The 15,887-nt window shown below is 48.0% G+C and carries 16 protein-coding genes; 14 read left to right on the top strand and 2 right to left on the bottom strand.

What is annotated here, in order from left to right:
* Positions 1 to 280: 280 nt before the first annotated feature.
* The 12 genes from EJV45_RS13050 (at position 281) to EJV45_RS12995 (ending at position 12,558) form a co-directional block, all read left to right on the top strand.
* Positions 281 to 808, top strand: a complete 528-nt coding sequence (locus EJV45_RS13050; RefSeq protein ID WP_129716123.1) for a DUF177 domain-containing protein — start codon at positions 281 to 283, stop codon at positions 806 to 808.
* 18 nt (positions 809 to 826) lie between these two features.
* On the top strand, positions 827 to 1,018 hold the full coding sequence (gene rpmF / locus EJV45_RS13045) for a 50S ribosomal protein L32 (protein WP_107214322.1): 192 nt from the start codon (positions 827 to 829) through the stop codon (positions 1,016 to 1,018).
* Positions 1,019 to 1,118: 100 nt separating this feature from the next.
* Entirely contained in the window at positions 1,119 to 2,057 is a 939-nt protein-coding gene (gene plsX, locus EJV45_RS13040) for a phosphate acyltransferase PlsX (RefSeq protein ID WP_129716122.1), read from the top strand.
* A 15-nt stretch (positions 2,058 to 2,072) separates the two neighbouring features.
* Positions 2,073 to 3,062 carry a beta-ketoacyl-ACP synthase III gene (locus tag EJV45_RS13035; protein WP_129716121.1) on the top strand — a complete coding sequence of 330 codons (990 nt, stop codon included), beginning with the start codon at positions 2,073 to 2,075 and terminating at the stop codon, positions 3,060 to 3,062.
* A gap of 102 nt (positions 3,063 to 3,164) precedes the next feature.
* Positions 3,165 to 3,653 carry an acetyl-CoA carboxylase biotin carboxyl carrier protein gene (gene accB, locus EJV45_RS13030; RefSeq protein ID WP_129716120.1) on the top strand — a complete coding sequence of 163 codons (489 nt, stop codon included), beginning with the start codon at positions 3,165 to 3,167 and terminating at the stop codon, positions 3,651 to 3,653.
* A 67-nt stretch (positions 3,654 to 3,720) separates the two neighbouring features.
* Entirely contained in the window at positions 3,721 to 5,064 is a 1,344-nt protein-coding gene (accC, locus tag EJV45_RS13025; protein ID WP_129716119.1) for an acetyl-CoA carboxylase biotin carboxylase subunit, read from the top strand.
* A gap of 140 nt (positions 5,065 to 5,204) precedes the next feature.
* Complete coding sequence (gene tatC, locus EJV45_RS13020; RefSeq protein WP_129716118.1) at positions 5,205 to 6,092, top strand: twin-arginine translocase subunit TatC; 888 nt, start codon at positions 5,205 to 5,207, stop codon at positions 6,090 to 6,092.
* A 54-nt stretch (positions 6,093 to 6,146) separates the two neighbouring features.
* Positions 6,147 to 6,590 (top strand): ribose 5-phosphate isomerase B, encoded by a 444-nt coding sequence (gene rpiB / locus EJV45_RS13015; RefSeq protein WP_129716117.1) that lies wholly within the window; start codon positions 6,147 to 6,149, stop codon positions 6,588 to 6,590.
* Between the two features lie 19 nt (positions 6,591 to 6,609).
* Positions 6,610 to 8,205, top strand: a complete 1,596-nt coding sequence (locus EJV45_RS13010; protein WP_129716116.1) for a M28 family peptidase — start codon at positions 6,610 to 6,612, stop codon at positions 8,203 to 8,205.
* 103 nt (positions 8,206 to 8,308) lie between these two features.
* A complete protein-coding gene (locus EJV45_RS13005) occupies positions 8,309 to 9,697 on the top strand; it encodes a LutB/LldF family L-lactate oxidation iron-sulfur protein (protein WP_129716115.1) in 1,389 nt (462 codons plus the stop codon).
* Positions 9,698 to 9,704: 7 nt separating this feature from the next.
* Positions 9,705 to 11,681 (top strand): thiamine pyrophosphate-dependent enzyme, encoded by a 1,977-nt coding sequence (locus EJV45_RS13000; RefSeq protein ID WP_129716114.1) that lies wholly within the window; start codon positions 9,705 to 9,707, stop codon positions 11,679 to 11,681.
* A gap of 55 nt (positions 11,682 to 11,736) precedes the next feature.
* Entirely contained in the window at positions 11,737 to 12,558 is an 822-nt protein-coding gene (locus EJV45_RS12995; protein ID WP_129716113.1) for a hypothetical protein, read from the top strand.
* Positions 12,559 to 13,175: 617 nt separating this feature from the next.
* Here EJV45_RS12995 and EJV45_RS12990 read toward each other — a convergent pair.
* Positions 13,176 to 13,781, bottom strand: a complete 606-nt coding sequence (locus EJV45_RS12990) for a SprT-like domain-containing protein (RefSeq protein WP_129716112.1) — start codon at positions 13,779 to 13,781, stop codon at positions 13,176 to 13,178.
* Positions 13,782 to 13,897: 116 nt separating this feature from the next.
* Between EJV45_RS12990 and EJV45_RS19765 the strand changes: the two genes are divergently transcribed.
* Complete coding sequence (locus EJV45_RS19765) at positions 13,898 to 14,128, top strand: CBS domain-containing protein (protein ID WP_370291372.1); 231 nt, start codon at positions 13,898 to 13,900, stop codon at positions 14,126 to 14,128.
* Positions 14,125 to 14,328, top strand: coding sequence for a CBS domain-containing protein (locus EJV45_RS19760; protein ID WP_370291371.1), 204 nt, complete (start codon positions 14,125 to 14,127; stop codon positions 14,326 to 14,328). The genes EJV45_RS19765 and EJV45_RS19760 overlap by 4 nt, the downstream gene beginning before the upstream one ends.
* On the opposite strand, the gene EJV45_RS12980 is transcribed toward EJV45_RS19760, so the two are convergent.
* Complete coding sequence (locus EJV45_RS12980) at positions 14,325 to 15,773, bottom strand: M28 family peptidase (RefSeq protein WP_129716111.1); 1,449 nt, start codon at positions 15,771 to 15,773, stop codon at positions 14,325 to 14,327. The two genes, EJV45_RS19760 and EJV45_RS12980, sit on opposite strands and share 4 nt — an antisense overlap.
* Positions 15,774 to 15,887: the final 114 nt, after the last annotated feature.

Genomic DNA, 15,887 nt, shown 5'->3' with positions numbered 1-15,887 from the left:
GGAAGACGGCACCGACAACCGGAGAACCGCTGTGCCCTAAACCCGATTGGCGCGAAAAGCCTGCTGAGGAACGAGGCACCTTGCAGCAAAAGCGGGGCTGCCCGCCGTTTCGTGCAGGGAAGGTGCTTTTCTAAAAGGTAAAACATGGCTATCCATGCGCATTTACACGTCTGTTAGCCATTGTGCCGGAAAACCAGCGGTTTAGACACACTATTTTACCTAAACATTTTCTATATATTAAAAATATTCCTACATTTGCAGGCTCAAATTTTGTCGCATTTTGAAACCGCTAAAACAGTTTTCAGTTCCGTTTACCGGATTAAAATTAGGCAAGCATGATTTCGAGTTCGAGATCGACGACACGTTTTTTAATGAGTTTGACTATTCATTAATAAAAAGTGGCAAGTTGAAGGCCCGGATGGAGATGGACAAGCAGGAGACTATGCTGCTGTTAAATTTTCATGTAGAAGGGACCGTAAAACTTAGCTGCGACAAGTGTCTGTCTGATTTTGAACAACCGATTGTGCTGCAGGAGCGGCAAATTGTGAAATTTGCTGAAGACAACCTGGAGAGTGATGATCCCGAGATCATTGTACTGAACAGGAGTGAGAGCGAGATTGATGTGTCGGGAGTGCTTTATGAGCTGATCAATGTGTCGGTTCCCTACATTAAAAATTGTGGCGACGCCGGGAACGGCCAGGAATGCGACAAAGCGATGATCAAGAAGCTGGAAAGCCTTTCGGGACAAAACAAAGAAGAAACAGAAACGGTCGACCCGCGTTGGGAAGCCCTGAAAAAACTAAAATAAAAATAAAAATTTACTAAAATGGCACATCCAAAACGTAAGCTTTCTAAATCGAGAAGAGATAAAAGAAGGACGCATTATAAAGCTGAACTTCCTTCTTTGGCAACCTGCCAGACAACAGGTGCTGTACACGTGCCTCACCGTGCATACAACGTTGATGGTAATCTTTACTACAACGGCAAACTGGTTATCGAAAACACAACAATAGGTTAGTTTTCTTAAAAATTTGTTTGTGTTTTCAGGGGCTTAAGCTTTACCTTTAGCCCTTTGAAACTACGGTAGTATACCGGCAAAGCACGAACATAATTTTACTATGAAAATAGGCCTGGATATAATGGGTGGAGACTATGCTCCCAAAGCGATCGTTTTGGGAGCAATAGCAGCCCATGAAGCACTTTCGGCGGGAGAAAGACTTGTGCTTATCGGTGATACAGAACTGATCAAGCCAATTCTGGCCGAAGAAGGATTCAACCCCGACCATTTTGAATATGTCCATACCGACCAAGCGATCGGAATGGGCGAACACCCCACTAAAGCCATCGTTCAAAAGCCCAACTCGAGCATTTCGGTTGGCTTCCAGCTTTTGAAAGAAGGCAAAATCGACTCATTTGCCAGCGCCGGCAACTCTGGCGCTATGCTGGTTGGCGCAGTTTTCAGCGTCAAAACCATTCCCGGTATCATTCGGCCATGCTTATGCACCCTGGTTCCAAAACTTAAGGGCGGCGCAGGTCTGCTTCTTGACGTAGGTGCAAATGCTGATTGCAAACCTGATACCCTTCTTCAATTCGGTGTTCTTGGTAATCTCTACGCAGAAAACGTGCTGCAGATTAATAAGCCCCGCGTTGCGCTGATGAATATTGGCGAAGAGGAAGAAAAAGGAAATATGGTGGCCATGGCTACCTATCCGCTCATGCGGGATACCAAATTTTTCAACTTTGTAGGTAACGTAGAGGGGCGCGACCTGTTCAATGATAAAGCTGATGTAATTGTCTGTGACGGATTCACCGGCAACATTGTGCTGAAAATGGCTGAATCTTTCTACATTCTTACGCTGAAAAAAGGCTTCAAAGACGAGTTTTTCGATCGCTTCAATTATGAGAAGTACGGAGGCAGCCCCATTCTGGGTGTAAACGCTCCGGTAATCATTGGCCATGGCATTTCAAGCCCCGAAGCTGTGAAAAACATGGTGTTGCAGTCTAAAGACATGATTGAAACGCGGCTGATCGAAAAGATTAAACAAGCTTTTACGTAACTCAAACCAAAAAAAATGAATAAAATTCACGCTGCTATTACCGCGGTTCATGGTTACGCACCCGATTATGTGCTGACCAATAAGGAACTGGAAACGATGGTAGACACCACCGATGAGTGGATCACCACACGTACAGGTATAAAAGAGCGAAGAATATTAAAAGGTGAAGGCCTGGGCACTACCGATATGGCCATGCATGCTGTGAATGGCCTGCTTGAAAAACGTGGTATCTCTGCAGAGGAGATCGATATGATCGTATTCTGCACCACGACTCCTGATTTATCTTTCCCCGCTTCCGCCAATATTCTCGGCGATAAAGTGGGTGCGAAAAATGCCTGGGGATATGATGTTCAGGCTGCATGCTCAGGTTTTATCTACGGACTTACCATCGGGTCGCAGTTTATTGAAACTGGAAAACATAAAAAAGTACTGGTTGTTGCAGGCGACAAGATGTCTTCAATTATTGACTACACCGACCGCACTACCTGTATCATCTTTGGCGATGGCTGCGGCGCAGTGCTTCTGGAACCGAATTATGAAGGTTTAGGTGTGATGGACTCTATTCTGCGCAGCGACGGATCGGGCATCAAACACCTGCACCAGAAAGCCGGCGGTTCGATTAAACCTGCAACGCACGAGACCATCGACAACCGCGAGCATTATGTGTACCAGGAAGGTCAGGCTGTGTTTAAATTTGCGGTAACGAACATGGCAGACGTAGCTGCCGAAATCATGGACCGCAATAACCTTACGGCCGATGATGTGGCCTGGCTTGTTCCGCACCAGGCGAACAAACGCATTATAGATGCTACTGCCAATCGCATGGGCGTTGGTACTGACAAGGTGATGGTAAATATTGAGCGTTACGGCAATACAACAAACGGAACAATCCCGCTTTGCCTTTGGGAATGGGAAGACAAGCTTAAAAAAGGCGACAATGTGGTACTTGCTGCTTTTGGCGGCGGCTTCACATGGGGTTCAGTTTACCTGAAGTGGGCCTACTAACCAGGTTATGGTTATAACGCTTCAATATGCTGATAATTAAAACAAAAAGAAAAAACATAACTTAGTTATACATTAAGACAAGTTTACTTAACAAGACAAAGAATGGATATCAAACAAATTCAGGAACTGATCAAGTTTGTTTCACGCTCTGGCGTAAATGAGGTTGCAATCGAACAGGAGAATTTTAAAATCACCATTAAAACCAATCAGACCCCTACTGTCGTTAATGCTACCGTTTCGGCGATTCCGGTTCAGGCTGTACAGCAGGCGGCTGCTCCCGTTGCAACTCCTGCTGCAAGCCCTGCTGCAGCTGAAAGCAAACCGGCTCCTGCCGCAGATGATACATCAAAATATATCACCATTAAATCGCCGATGATCGGTACTTTTTACCGTTCCGCAAGCCCTGAAAAACCGTCTTTCGTCAATGTTGGCGACGAGGTAACATCAGGCAAGGTGATCTGCATCATTGAGGCGATGAAACTCTTCAATGAGATTGAAAGTGAAGTGTCAGGAAAAATTGTTAAGGTACTGGTAGACAATGCATCGCCGGTAGAATATGACCAGCCACTCTTCCTGGTTGAACCTGCATAGTCTCAACTTATTTTAACTCAGGCCGCCGCGCCAGAAAGCCCGGCCGGTACCTGTTAGCAGATCAAGTATGTTTAAAAAGATATTAATTGCCAACAGGGGTGAGATCGCATTGCGCATCATCCGCACCTGTAAAGAAATGGGCATCAAGACCGTTGCCGTTTATTCTACCGCCGACCGCGAAAGCCTTCATGTGCGTTTTGCAGACGAAGCGGTATGCATCGGTCCGCCGCCAAGCAAAGACTCCTACCTCAACATCCCAAATATTATCTCAGCCGCAGAGGTGACCAATGCTGACGCGATTCACCCCGGGTATGGTTTCCTTTCTGAAAACGCCAAGTTTTCAAAAATCTGTCATGAATACGGCATCAAATTTATCGGTGCAACGGCAGATCAGATTAATGCCATGGGCGACAAAGCTTCGGCTAAAGACACCATGAAAGCAGCCGGCGTGCCTACAATTCCCGGCTCTGATGGCCTGCTGTCTGACGTGAAGCAAGGCATCAAAGTAGCCAACGAGATCGGCTACCCCGTGATTCTGAAAGCCACAGCTGGCGGAGGCGGACGCGGCATGCGCATTGTCTGGAAAGACGAAGATTTTGAAAACGCCTGGGACAGTGCCCGCCAGGAAGCCGGAGCGGCTTTTGGTAATGACGGCATTTACCTGGAAAAATTTATTGAAGACCCGCGCCACATCGAGATCCAGGTTATCGGCGACCAGTATGGGAAAGCATGTCACCTGTCTGAGCGCGACTGTTCTATTCAGCGACGCCATCAGAAATTGGTTGAAGAATCGCCTTCGCCCTTTATGACAGATGAGCTGCGGGAGAAAATGGGCGAAGCTGCTGTTAAAGGTGCAGTTGCCGTTCAGTATGAAGGTGCCGGCACGATCGAATTCCTGGTCGACAAACACCGCAACTTCTACTTCATGGAAATGAACACCCGTATCCAGGTTGAACACCCGGTTACCGAAGAAGTAATTAACTACGACCTGATCAAGGAACAAATTAAAGTTGCAGCGGGCGTACCTATTTCTGGGGCAAACTACCATCCTGACATGCATGCGATCGAGTGCCGCATCAATGCCGAGGATCCGTTTAACGGATTCAGGCCTTCACCAGGCAAAATTACGAATTTCCATTCGCCCGGTGGCCACGGTGTCCGTGTAGATACGCATGTGTACGCAGGTTATCAGATTCCGCCAAATTATGACTCGATGATCGCCAAATTGATATGTGTTGCCCAGACCCGCGAAGAGGCTATCTGCACCATGGAACGTGCACTAAGTGAGTTTGTCATAGAAGGTGTAAAGACCACAATCCCTTTTCACCTTAAACTGATGAAAGATCCGAACTTCAGAGCGGGAAATTTTACCACGAAGTTTATGGAAACTTTTGAGTTGACTGCCGATTAAGGTTGCTTACCATACGCGAAAGATCAGAATTGCCGTTTTACGGAGTTTTGATCTTTCGTTTGTAACATCAGCAAACCAATCAAGATAATTTATCCGTACATACCATTCTATTAAACCGGAATGGTATTTTTGTTTCCCGTATGAGCGTAGCTAAAGAAAGAAAGTCACTTGTAAAAAGCATCACCGAAAAAGGTAAAACCATGGAGGCAGAAATGTCGTTTTTCGACCATCTGGACGTGCTTCGTAAACACCTGGTACGGTCTGTACTGGCCATCGCCGTATTTACAGGTCTTGCATTTTACTATTACGACTTCATTTTTGATACGATTGTAATGGGCCCGCGTAAGGGTGACTTCTGGACATATCGTATGATGTGTAAGCTCGTAGAAGCTTTCCCAAAATATATTGATAAGGAATTTTGTATTACCAGCATTCCGGGTAAGATTATTAATACGCAAATGGCGGGACAATTTACCCTGCAGCTTAACTCGTCGGTTATCTGCGGGATCGTCCTTGGAATACCCTACCTGCTGTTTGAACTCTGGAAGTTCATCAAACCGGCCCTGCACGAAAACGAACGCAAATCAGCAAGCGGCTTTGTTTTTTTCGCTTCGGTATTGTTCCTGCTTGGTGTACTGTTCGGTTACTACATTGTCAGCCCACTTTCGGTCAACTTTTTAAGCAATTACACGGTCAGCAAGGAAATTGAAAACACGATCACAATTGACTCCTATCTGTCTTCTGTTGCTACGCTGACACTGGGAACAGGGATTATATTTGAACTTCCGGTTATCATCTATGTGTTGTCTAAGCTCGGTATCATGACGCCGAAATTTATGCGCACCAACCGCCGCTATGCGGTGGTTCTGATCCTGGTCGTGGCGGCTATTGTAACGCCTACAGCAGATATTATGACCATGCTCATTGTAAGCGCACCGCTCTTCCTTCTCTTTGAGCTGAGTATATTTATCTCTGCCAATATCGAGCGGAAAAGGAACAAAGCTATTTACGGAACTGCCAAAGCTTAGGATAACGAAATATTTACGGCAACAAGCCGATATTCTTTGCTATTTTTGATCATCATGTCAGAAAACAAGAAATTGAAGATCGCAATAGGCGCGGATCACGCCGGTTTCGAGTACAAGGAAATGCTCAGGGATTACCTGGCATCGAATTATGAGCTGAAAGACTTCGGCACTTACTCTGCCGAGTCTGCAGATTACCCCGATTTCGCGCACCCCGTTTCACTTGCTGTAGAAAGCGGTGAATTTGATTTTGGTGTGCTGGTTTGCGGCAGCGGACAAGGTGTTGCCATCACTGCGAACAAACACCAGCACATTCGTGCAGCACTTTGCTGGAACGTGGACGTTGCGCGGCTGTCCCGCCAGCACAACAACGCAAATGTACTTTGTATCCCATCCCGCTTTGTAACTGAAGACCTGTCTAAAGAAATGACCGATGTGTTTCTGGCAACTGACTTTGAAGGTGGCCGCCATGCCCGCCGGGTCGATAAAATTGAATGCTAACTATCACTAACTAACTATTATGAATAAATACTTTCTGACCCTGGGCTTGCTTGCAGGGCTTGGATTTGGCTGTGTGGCACAGAACAAAAATGCCATCAAGTTTAGCCAGACCATTACTAAAGACGCTGCGTACAAACACCTGTCGGTACTTGCATCTGATGAGTATGAAGGCCGGGAAACGGGAAAAAGAGGTGCCTGGATGGCCGCCGAATATATCCGCAATCATTTCAAAAAAATTGGACTGAAGGGCCCTGTAAACGGTGATTATTTCCAGAAGGTAGACATGATCAATTCATCGATCAGCCAGGGAATCCTGACAGTGAACGGTCAGCCTGCAGACTATCTGAAAGACTTCTACTTCAACCCGGCAAGCCTTTCTCCTGAAGGTTTTACGTTTAATGCGAACAGCATCGTTTTTGCCGGGTACGGTATCAAAGCTGACAGTTATAATGATTTTGCCGGCCAGAATGTTGCCGGTAAGGTTGTATTGATTTTCGCTTCGGGTTCGCCGGGTGAAAAAGCAAATGTCGGTGCAGCAAACGCTACGCTTCCAAAAAAACTTGCATACCTGACCGGGCAAAATGCCGCTGCCGTGATCGTAATTGATCCGAGAATTGACAAATTCGGCCCGTCGCAATGGGGATACTTCAAAGGTGGCCGCGAAATTCTGCTAAGCAATGAGGTTCTTGCCGCAAGGAAAACGAAAAAGTCTCCTGTTGTTGTTATCGGCACAAAATTGGCAAATACACTGCTGGCCGGTGCCAAAACCGACATAGATGCCGTTAAAAAGAAAATTTCAGACAGCGGGCAGCCTGCATCGCAGGAGATCGCTATTCCTGTATCGGCAAGCGCGACCGTTAAAGAGTCGCCACTGCGTGCTGAAAACGTGCTTGGTTTCCTGCCAGGTTCAGATCCTAAACTTAAAGATGAAGTTCTGGTCGTAACCGGCCACTACGACCACATTGGCATAGATTCGACCAAAACCGGCGACATGATCAACAATGGTGCTGATGATGACGGTTCCGGAACAACCGGTGTACTGATGATTGCCGAAGCCTTTGCGAAGGCTAAAAAAGCCGGCAATGGTCCGAAACGCAGTATCCTTTTCATGACCGTTGTAGGCGAAGAGAAAGGCCTGCTTGGTTCTGAATGGTATTCTGAACACCCGGTTTTCCCGCTGGCCAACACCATTACAAACCTGAATATTGATATGATCGGTCGTGGTGATGAGCAACACAAAAATGACAACAATTTCGTGTATATCATTGGTTCAGATATGCTTAGCAGCGATCTTGACCGCATCGGCAAGAAAGCTAACGCCGATTACGTAAACATCAAACTGGACGAAACTTATAACAACCGTACCGATCCGAACCGCTTTTACTATCGCTCAGATCACTATAACTTCGCGAAACACGGTATCCCTGTTATCTTTTATTTCAACGGTGTACATCCCGAGTATCACCAGCCAGGTGATGAGATCAGTAAGATCGACTTCCCGATGCTGGCAAAAAGAGCGCGGCTTGTTTATTTCACCGCCTGGGAACTTGCCAACGGAGCAAAAAGACCTGCGGTTGACAAGAACGAAGACGGCTCACCAAAAAGCACAAAATAATACAAGATAAAAAGCGCCTCCCAAAACCGGAGGCGCTTTTTTTTAACCTGTTGCCCATCATTCGGCAATGGTATCCTCGCCCCTATTCCCTATATTTGAAAACATGAGCATTGCTGAAGATTTTTTAGTGCAGGCCGATGAGAAGGCTTTTGATGAGAAACACCGCCAGACCATAAATCACAACATAGGCAAATATGATGCAGCCGTAGCCCGGGGCCTCTCCCGTTTTGAAAACCTGGAGGCAACAAAGAAAAAGGCCCATGTGATTAAGTGGCGGGTTATGGAAAATCTCGACAAATTTTTACCCGAATTCGAGTCCAACTTTCAGCGCCGCGGCGGAAAGGTGATCTGGGCAAATGATGCCGAGGAAGCTAACCGTGAAATCCTGAACATTATTCAGCGCAAAAATGCCAAAACGGTCATCAAGTCTAAGTCAATGACCACCGAAGAAATTCATCTGAATGAATTCCTGGAACAAAACGGTGTTGAGTCGCTCGAAAGCGACCTCGGAGAATACATCGTTCAATTGCTTGGTCAGCCGCCCTACCACATTGTTACGCCGGCCATGCACCTGACCAAAGAAGAAATAGCGGCGCTTTTTCACGAGCGCTTTGGTACACCGGTTGATGCCACGCCTGAGCAGCTTACACAGAAAGCACGCGAGCTGCTTCGAGAAAAATATCTCCAGGCCGATGTGGGCATTACAGGAGGAAATTTTCTGATCGCAGACACCGGAAGTATCGCTTTGACAGAAAACGAAGGCAATGCCCGCCTTTCCACTACTTTTCCAAAAGTCCACATTGCAATTGTCGGAATTGAAAAGATCATCCCCTCGATTACAGACCTCGACCTGTTCTGGCCCCTGCTTGCCAGTCATGGTACCGGCCAGAACCTTACAGTATACAATACTATTTTAAGCGGTCCACGTCAGGCTGATGAAACTGACGGACCTGAAGAAATGTATGTTGTATTGCTTGATAACGGCAGAACAAACCTGCTTGCACAGAAAGAGCAGCGGCAGGGACTGTACTGCATCAGGTGCGGCGCTTGTCTGAATGCCTGCCCGATCTATAAAAATGTTGGCGGACACACTTATAACACGACTTACAGCGGTCCGATCGGCTCGGTCATTACACCACACCTAAAGGGCATGGAAGACTTCAAGCACCTCAGCTATGCATCCAGTCTGTGCGGAAAATGTTCTGAAGTATGCCCAGCGAAGATCGACATCCATAAGATGCTGCTTCTTAACCGCCGCGACGCCGCTGCAACCCACCAGAACGGCAAGGTAGAGGATATAGGCTGGAAACTTTGGAAAAAAGGCATGCAGAAACGAAACCTTATCGATTTCTTTGGCGGTAAGGTAAAAAATTTCATTCTCCGTACTTTCTTCAAAAAAAAGTGGAGCAAATACCGTGACCTGCCTGAAGTAGCACCAAAGTCATTTGCTTCGCAATGGGAGGCGCAGAAGAAACAAAAAACTGAAAGATAGATAACCTATGTTTTTCCAAACGGGCCCGGTACCGCCTGATACGCTGCTCAGCATATATAAAAAGCTGCTGTATCCCCGTTTGATTGAAGAAAAAATGCTTATTCTGCTTAGACAGGGGCGCATTGGCAAGTGGTTTTCCGGCATTGGCCAGGAAGCCATTTCTGTCGGTGCAACACTGGCCATGCAGGCCGATGAATATATTCTTCCCATGCACCGCAATTTAGGTGTGTTCACTACACGAAACGTTCCGCTTGATAAACTGGTGGCGCAATGGCAGGGAAAGGCTGGCGGTTTTACAAAAGGCCGGGACCGGTCTTTTCATTTCGGCACACAGGAACACAAGATTATCGGCATGATCTCACACCTTGGGCCGCAGCTGGCCCTGGCGGCCGGTATAGCATTGGCAGACAAGCTGGCCGGAAGACAGCGGGCTACTTTGGTCTTTACCGGCGAAGGAGCAACGAGTGAGGGAGATTTTCATGAGGCACTGAACGTTGCGGCAGTTTGGGATCTGCCAGTGATCTTCCTGATCGAGAATAATGGCTATGGCCTTTCTACCCCTACCGCCGAACAGTACAGGTGCGAAAAACTGAGCGACAGGGCCGTAGGTTATGGTATGGAAGGTATCCGGATTGACGGCAATAATGTTCTTGAGGTTTATAATACGTTAAGCAAACTGGCTTCAGACATTCGAAGCAATCCGCGTCCTGTTCTGGTTGAGTGCATGACCTTTCGCATGCGCGGACACGAAGAAGCGTCGGGAACAAAGTACGTCCCTGCTGAATTGCTGCAGCACTGGGCCAGCCGTGACCCGCTGAGCAGTTTCGAAAAACACCTGTTTGAGACCGGGCTGCTGAGCAATGATGTCTGCGCCGAGGTTAAAAACCGCTTCAAAGAAGAAATTCATGAGGCCTGCGAACGCGGATTTGCCTCACCTGAGCCTGAATTTGATGCCCTCACCGAGGAAACGGATATGTACGCGCCCTACCATGCACCCGCAATTGAACCTGCAGGTTGCGAAAAAACAATGCGTTATATTGATGCCATTAGCGATGGGCTTCGGCAGGGCATGACCAGGCATCCTGAACTTATCCTGATGGGGCAGGACATAGCTGAGTATGGCGGCGCATTTAAGATCACAGAAGGATTCGTGGCCGAGTTTGGCAGGGACCGGGTTCGCAATACGCCGATCTGCGAGTCGGCAATTGTCGGCGCTGCCCTCGGCCTGTCTATAAACGGGGCGAAAGCACTTGTAGAAATGCAGTTTGCAGACTTTGTCAGCAGCGGCTTCAATCAGATCGTCAACAACCTAGCAAAAACACATTACCGCTGGGCAGAAAAGGCCGATGTGGTGATTCGCATGCCGACAGGTGCCGGTAGTGGCGCCGGTCCATTTCATTCACAAAGCAATGAAGCCTGGTTTACAAAGACACCGGGCTTAAAAGTCGTATACCCCGCTTTCCCCCGCGAAGCAAAGGGCCTTTTGCTTTCGGCCCTTGCCGACCCCAATCCCGTGCTTTATTTTGAACATAAGCTACTCTACCGCGGTCTGTCGGCTGCAGTACCAGAGGGCTATTTTTTAACGCCTATCGGCAAGGCTAACATACTACGGGAAGGCAGCAGATTTACGATTATTACTTACGGGCTGGGTGTGCACTGGGCGCTCGACCTTTTGCAGCGGCAACCGGAACTTGATGCGCTGTTGGTTGACCTGCAAAGCCTGCAGCCCTGGGATAAAGAAACGACAGCACGCGCTGTAAAGGCGACGGGCAGGGTGCTGGTGCTGCATGAGGACACATTGACCTGCGGCTTCGGGGCAGAAATTGCTGCGTGGATTGGTGAACATTGTTTCCGCCACCTCGATGCTCCGGTTATGCGCTGCGCCGGGCTCGATACAGCCATTCCCATGAACAAAGAGCTCGAAGCCGGCTTCCTGGCTCAATCCCGGCTTGCTGGCAAAATCAGCGAACTGCTCTCATTCTAAAACGCTTGGCACGATAATCGCCCGGGAACTCATATCTACTTAAGAAAAAACAGTTATGAAACCCTTGCCATCCCTGCTTGTGCTGATCGCCTTGTTGATTGGTGCGTGCAAAGACCTCCGCTCAGATCATCCGCAGGCAGACCTTGCGACTGATTCAACCGCTACAGCACTAACGGCCAATAATATTGCGCAATACGCAGATTCTCTCGATAAATTAAAACCTCATGCTGAAAAAGCATACAGCCTGGTGTACATGCTGGGTGGATCATCTTTTTATACTGAAAAATATAGTCTGCGCGACGAACCTATTCTATATGTTGAACACATTGTAAACGGTAACGGCAGTACGACAAAAACGTACTATCTGCGCGGAGACAGCCTTGTCATGCACAAAGAAGCCAGTACCCTGAGTAATGACGGCGCTGAAGTGTTCAGGGAAAGCCGGACCTTTTTCAGAAATGGTGTAGGCTTTAAAACTGAATCGCGTTCGGCCTCTATGTTACAAGCCATGCAGGCACAGCCTTATCTTACCCTTCAACCCGGCGATGATACGGCGGCCCCGAACTACGATAGTTACCTTGCCAACATTGAAACCCTGGAGGATGCCCTGCATCGCCGCAACCGCTTTGACATGGTCTTCGATAACATTACCGCACAGCCTGAGGCAGCTTATATCGTGCTGAAAAGTACTGACCCGAATGGTTACACATCAAGCGTACTCGTTAAAGACCGCGACGCCTGGGTAGACAGTGTAGAGAACAATGCGGAAATGTTCAAAGACAAAAGACTAAATGTGCGCTTCAAAATTGAAAACGGCGAAGCCATCTACTCGGGAAGCGAAAGCGACCGGATGGCCAATGTGATCAAGCACCAGTAACGTTCATGCCTGAACAGGCGGGTCTGACGCAATCAACGAGGAAAGAATAACAACAAAAGACCACAGCTGAGTTGAAAGTAAAAAGTTGAAAGTGTAAAGCTTTGGGCGCCTAACCCCTCAATGAGATTAAAGAAAAAAGAACCAGGAGGAAAGACCACGGCGCCTAACCCCTCACTTTGCCAAGCCAAACCGACGTCCCCCCACGCCGTCATCCCGAAGCACGCTTACGGAATCCCTTTTTTCCGATAGCGCAACGGCGAGGGATCCCCTGCGAAGAGGCAGTAGCGACCGTTCGCGAAGGGAGAGAAAAGAAAAAAGAACCAGGACGAAAGACCAAGGCGTGACAAACCCCTCACTACGCATAACCGGCCGAGGGGTTTCTGCTCCCGTCTCAAGACGCACATCTCAAATCTCACATCTCAAAAAAATAGCGCCTAACCCCCCAATGAGACTAAAGAAAAAGGAACCAGGACGAACGACCACGGTGCCTAACCCCTCTATGCATAACCGGCTGAGGGGTTTCTGCGCCGCGTCTAAATACGAACTACGAATACCTATATACTATTGAAGGTCTCAGGACTCAGATCTCACATCTCAAATCTTGCAAAAAACCGCTCCTACACCATTTTTACGTCTGCCAGCGGATTAAACAGATAGGTGTGTCCGTTGTCCAGGCATACACAGCGATAGCGGGTCCTGATCTTTTCACCTTTTTTAAATTTACGTCCATCTTTTATCGTGAATGTTGCATGTATAGGCAATTGTTCAAGATGGAGCTGCTCTGGTGCGGGCCGGTCGTACTTCTTCAGTGCCCGGGCTAAATGCAGATCGGTACAGCTGGACGCAGCCGGGTTTGCCAGGTAATTATCAATAGCCTGGTGGATGTCATCAGGAAAAACACGTAGTTCGAAAAAAGGCTGCATCATTCGTTTAAAATTGACCTTCCATTCTCCCCCATGCGGCTTTACCCGGTTCTTATGGTCATTCCAGGTAAGTAAATGCGCAAACTCGTGCACGGTGGTAACAAGGAACGCATAATGATTCAGATTATGATTCACCGATATTCTGTGTCCCCTGCCGGCGTATGGATGCCGGTAATCGCCCAGTTTGGTGTTGCGGTTTTTTGATATCTTAAACTCACATTGAAAATAATCAATCCACCGCGCAATAAGCGGTGCTGCACCTTCAGGAAGGTACCGGGCTAAAACCTCAACCTTGTTCACGCTGCAAAAATAATGAAAAGCCGCCGCGCCTGGCGATGCCGATAATCAGGATTTGTTATAGCATGTTGATTTTCAGGACTTTTATGTTTATATTCCATCATACAAAACAAGACAATATGACTACAGTAAAAAAATTGCTTGACAGCAAGGATGCCGCTGTATTTTCTGTTCATGGAAACACGTCTGTATTTGATGTGCTGACCGAAATGATGAAACAAAATATCAGTGCCATCTTTGTCATAGCGAGCGGCCGACTGAAGGGCATCTTCACCGAACGTGATTACGCGCGTAAAATCATTCTGCAAGGCCGGGCATCAAAAGAAACGCCGGTCTGCGATGTAATGTGACCTCAGAGCTCATCACCGTTACGACCAGTCACAGCCTGGAACACTGTATGACTGTGATGACAGAAAAACACATTCGCCACCTACCGGTTGTCGAGCGCGAGGAGCTGCTGGGTATGGTATCAATCGGCGATTGCGTAAAATGGATCATTGCCGACCAGAAACAGATGATATCACAACTGGAAAGTTATATCACGAGCTAGTCTTTCCAGCGCCATTCGCCCGCAATGCTCAGCGGCTCTTTCAAATTCTGCGCCTCAAGAAAACTTTTCAGCTCTGAATCCCCAAGACGCCTGACGGGAATCTCTGGGGTCTGCGCCAGTCCGTAAAGGAGCATGGCACTGAATCTTACCGTATTTTTTAGCTGCTGCTCATCTACGAGTTCAAAGCCGTCTTTATCTGAGTGGTAGAAAGGTCCTGAATTGTTCGGTAATTTACCGCCCGCGCCCCCGCCTGTCGGAATCCCTGATAAAAGAAAGGGCTGGTGATCACTGTGCAGTCCGGCACCCGCCTGAAAAAGGTTCTTAAAAGTGGTATCGATTGCGGCGGCCTGTGTGCCCCAGTTTGTAAACAGCGTCTTCATTTCCTCCCGCGAGGTAGAAAAACCCTTCGGATCATTGGTCATGTCATAGTTCAGCATAAACCGGATATTGTCCAGCGTGCCGGCCTTCGCAGCCTCATCAACATACGCCTTTGACCCGAGCAACCCCTGCTCCTCGCCCATAAAAAGGACAAATTCAATCGTTCTTTTCGTACGAAGTTTCAGCGCCGAAAAACTGCGGGCCATATCCATAATGGCGAAAGAACCTATGCCATTATCGATGGCTCCGGTTGCCAGATCCCAGCTGTCAAGGTGGCCGCCGATCACAATTTTTTCAGAAGGTTCGCTACCCTTCAGCGTTGCAATAACGTTGCGGGCTTTGATCATACCTGAAAAATTCGTCATCTGCAGTCTGGCAGTTTGTTTCCCGCTTTTCAAGGCCTCCTTTACCTGCATGCCGTCTTCCAGGCCGATACAAACGGCCGGAATTGGAATAAGTTTCCCTGTTACAGAGGCCGTACCGGTCAGCAATACGCCATTCTTGACTGTGTTGATTATGACGATACCTATCGCACCGTGCTTTATCGCAATGGCAGTCTTTTCTGAGCGGTGCAAACTTTTCGTACCAGGGGCTGAGCCCGGCAATACACCAAGATAAACCAACGCAATTTTGCCTTTGACCCGGCCGGGGCTGGCAAGGTAATCAGCTTCGAGCCCGTTACCCATATCAACCAGCTCGCCTGTAACATCAGCCTTAACCGGGGAATGAGCCAGTGTTACGGCCTTGATCTGCTGTAGTGAAGCCTGATCTGCACCGATGCGCACATCGATCGTTTTTCGCGCCCAGCTTTCTACACTGAAAGGCTGGTACCTGACCTGATATCCGTAAGACTTAAGCAGGTTGTAAGCATATGCTTCCGCGCGGGCGCCCTGAGCAGAACCTGTAAGCCTGTGACCAATTCTGGAAGTAGCATCTTTTAATGTGCTGTAAGCCTTTGAATGTTGCTGAACATCGGCATTGATCGCCTTGTAAACCGCCGAGAAATCGTCTTGCGCCTGTGCAGCCCCAGCCGCAAGGCAGATAAAGAATAAAGTAAGTTTTTTCATGATTGCAGGTTGGTTTAAACGCGCATCAGACTTTCGCGCCGGAAAGCAGCCGTTTATGTTACCGCCGGGAAATTAAGAATTTTCTGCTGAAATCTGCGTCGCCTGGCCGCGTAA

The sequence above is a fragment of the Pedobacter sp. SYP-B3415 genome, from assembly GCF_004138205.1.
Lineage (GTDB): Bacteria > Bacteroidota > Bacteroidia > Sphingobacteriales > Sphingobacteriaceae > Pedobacter.
Note: the sequence above shows the minus strand (reverse complement) of the source record. Positions and strands in the feature narration are given on the sequence as shown.